Annotated in this window: 3 protein-coding genes; all 3 read right to left on the reverse strand. The window is 58.6% G+C overall.

Translation table 11 applies throughout. The annotated features are described in order from the left end of the window. Positions 1-573, reverse strand: a 573-nt coding sequence (locus RTK01_RS16440) for a sigma-E processing peptidase SpoIIGA (RefSeq protein WP_312282001.1), incomplete at its 3' end; no start/stop codon positions are given. A gap of 281 nt (positions 574-854) precedes the next feature. Next, a complete protein-coding gene (locus tag RTK01_RS16445; protein ID WP_312282002.1) occupies positions 855-2,252 on the reverse strand; it encodes an FAD-binding protein in 1,398 nt (465 codons plus the stop codon). A gap of 30 nt (positions 2,253-2,282) precedes the next feature. After that, the coding region (locus RTK01_RS16450) for a U32 family peptidase C-terminal domain-containing protein (RefSeq protein ID WP_312282003.1) at positions 2,283-3,003 on the reverse strand (721 nt) is incomplete at its 5' end.

Raw genomic sequence — 3,003 nt, forward strand, 5'->3', positions numbered from 1 at the left:
CACCAACACCGGCCTGCCTGTCACGGGGTCCCGCAGAGTGTTGCCTGTGTCGCACAGGGCCGTCAGTGCGGTGCGGGTGCCGCAAAAAGCCACCGTCACCGGAACCAGAAAGCCCCCCGCTCCGCTGCGGCGGGCGCTGGCCCGGAAGACCACCGCCAGCACCAGATATGCCGCCGCTGCCGAAATCAGTAAGACTCTCGCGTCCACATTTGTGTAGAAAACCCCGCTTTCCATAGGCATGGCCCGCCCTGCGGCTAATCCCAGCGCCAGCACGCATCCGGCAAACCCACAGGACACCAGAAACAGCAGCAGCGTCAGTCGCAAAAAGCGCGGCTCGCCGCCATAGGCCACCAGTGCCATCAGCACACCCGCCGCGATTTTTACCGGCGGAACGGTCAGCCAGCCCATCCCCGGCAGAAATACTGCCGCTGCATACGCGCCCCCCAGCAGCGCCGCCAGAAGAAACCGCAGTCTTCGCAGTCTGGCACCCGCCAGTTGGGCGGCAGAATATACCAACAGATAGTCCGCCAGCGCGTTCAGCGCGAACACGCTGTCTATGTACACCACCGTCATTTCTCGCCAATCCCTCCCCCGCATCACGTGGCTGTGTATCCCCCATTATAGGACAGCCGGTGCAAAAATCAGGTCGCAATCAAAGTAAAATTCAGGCTTGACAACGGAAAAAAATATAAGACTGCCGTCGGAGGTATTTGCGTAAAAAAAGGCGCGGAACAATACGTTCCGCGCCTTTTCAACTCATATTGGGGTTGATTCGACTATTTTCCTTTAAAAGCAGGCAATTTCGCACCCCACTCTTCCCCGTTCGCTTTGTCGAGCTGCCAATGAAAGGGGGTTCAGCCCTCCTCCGCAATTTTCCGGCCCATGAGGGTTCCCATCACAGAGGCCATCATCAGCCCTCGGGTCCAGCCGGAGGAATCCCCCAGACAGTGCAGCCCCATCAGGCTGGTGTTAAAGTCGGTGTCCATCTTCACCCGGTTGGAATAGAATTTCAGCTCTGGAGAGTACAGCAGCGTCTCCGTGGACGCAAAGCCGGGAACCACATGGTCCATGGCCTGAATGAAGCCGATGATGTTCACCATGGAGCGATAGGGCATGGCGGCGGTAATATCCCCCGCCACGGCATCCGGCAGCGTGGGACGGATATTGGACTGGGCCAGTTCCTTGGGCCAGGTCCGCTTGCCGTCCAGAATGTCGCCGAAGCGTTGGACCAGAATGTGCCCGTCTCCCAGCATGTTGGTCAGCTCACCCACCTTCTGTGCGTACGCGATGGGCTGGTTGAAGGGGACGCTGAAATTGTGCGAGCAGAGAATGGCCAGATTCGTGTTGTCGGTTTTCAAATTCTTATAGCTGTGGCCGTTGACCACCGCCAGATTGTTGTCGTAATTCTCCTGAGAAACAAAGCCGCCGGGATTTTGGCAGAAGGTGCGGACCTTATTCTTGAAGGGTCGGGGGTAGCCCACCAGCTTGGATTCATACAGCACCCGGTTCACCATCTCCATGACCTCGTTGCGAACCTCCACCCGCACGCCGATGTCCACCGTGCCGGGGCCGTGGGCAATATTGTGCTCGGCGCACAGACGTTCCAGCCAGTCCGCACCCCGACGGCCTGTTGCCACCACGGTATGCTTCGCCAGAATCTCCTGCTCCGTCTTCCCGTTGGAAATGGAAACGCCCTTGCACACGTCATTCTCCAGAATGATGTTGGAGCACTCGTAGCCGAACAGGATTTCCACCCCATGCTCCTGCAAATACTGCTCGATGGCAAAATACAGGCTCTGGGCCTTCTCCGTGCCAAGGTGACGGATGGGACAGTCCACCAGCTTCAGCCCCGCCTGAATGGCGTGCTTGCGGATTTCCTTGCGCTCAAGGTCGTTGCCAAGACCCTCAATGTGCTCATCCGCGCCGAAGTCCAGATAAATTTTGTCGGTGTAGTTGATTGTCTCCTGCGCCAGATCCTCTCCCACCAGCGTGGGCAGGTCGCCACCCACCTCATAGGAGAGAGACAGCTTTCCGTCGGAAAAGGCCCCCGCACCGGAAAACCCGGTGGTAATGTGGCAATAGGGCTTGCAGTTCACACAATAGCCCGTTTTGTCCTTGGGACAGTGGCGCTTTTCCACGCTCTGGCCCTTCTCCACCATCACAATTTTCTGTTTACTGCCCTTTTTGAGCATCTCCAGCGCGGTAAAAATACCGGCCGGGCCCGCACCCACAATCACAACGTCTGCGTTCATCGTTTCTCTCCTTATTTTCCTGGCTGGCGTTTACTTTCCTGAAAGCTCCACAGCGTGCCGCACCAAAGACAGCGGCGGCACAGGGCGGGGCAGTTTCATTTGAAATACGGCCTGGGGCGTTTTGATCTCCTGAACCGTCAAACCGTCCGAATCCCTCATCTCCGGCACGGTCATGGCAAAGGGGCGGCAGTCCGGTCCCACCACCTCCACCTGCGCTCCGCAAGTCAGCTTATTACGCAGGGACAGTGTGGCGTTTCCCGTTTCGTCACAATCGGTGACAAGGGCTTTCACCTGCCATTCCCGAACATACTGGGAGTCGGCCACGTACTGCCCCGGCTGACCGTAGAAAAAGCCGGTGGAATAGCGGCGGTGGCTAACGTGGTCCACCTCGTCCCGCCACACGGGGTCCATCGGCTCCCCTGCGCCCACCGCGTCCAAGCCGCGGCGGTATGCGCCGGTGACAATCGCCGCGTAATAGGCCGACTTTGCCCGGCCCTCGATTTTCAGGCTGTCAATCCCAGCGGCGCACAGGTCGTCCAGATGGTCAATCATGCACATGTCCCGGGAATTCATGATGTAGGTCCCCTGCTCATCCTCAAACACTGGAAAATATTCGCCGGGGCGCTTTTCCTCCATCAGAGCGTACTGATACCGGCAGGGCTGGGCGCAGACACCCCGGTTGGAATCCCGCCCGGTCATATAGCTGCTCAAAAGGCACCGGCCCGAATAGCTCACGCACATGGCCCCGTGG

This window comes from Oscillibacter sp. (assembly GCF_031978065.1).
In the GTDB taxonomy this organism is placed as follows: Bacteria; Bacillota; Clostridia; order Oscillospirales; family Oscillospiraceae; genus Oscillibacter.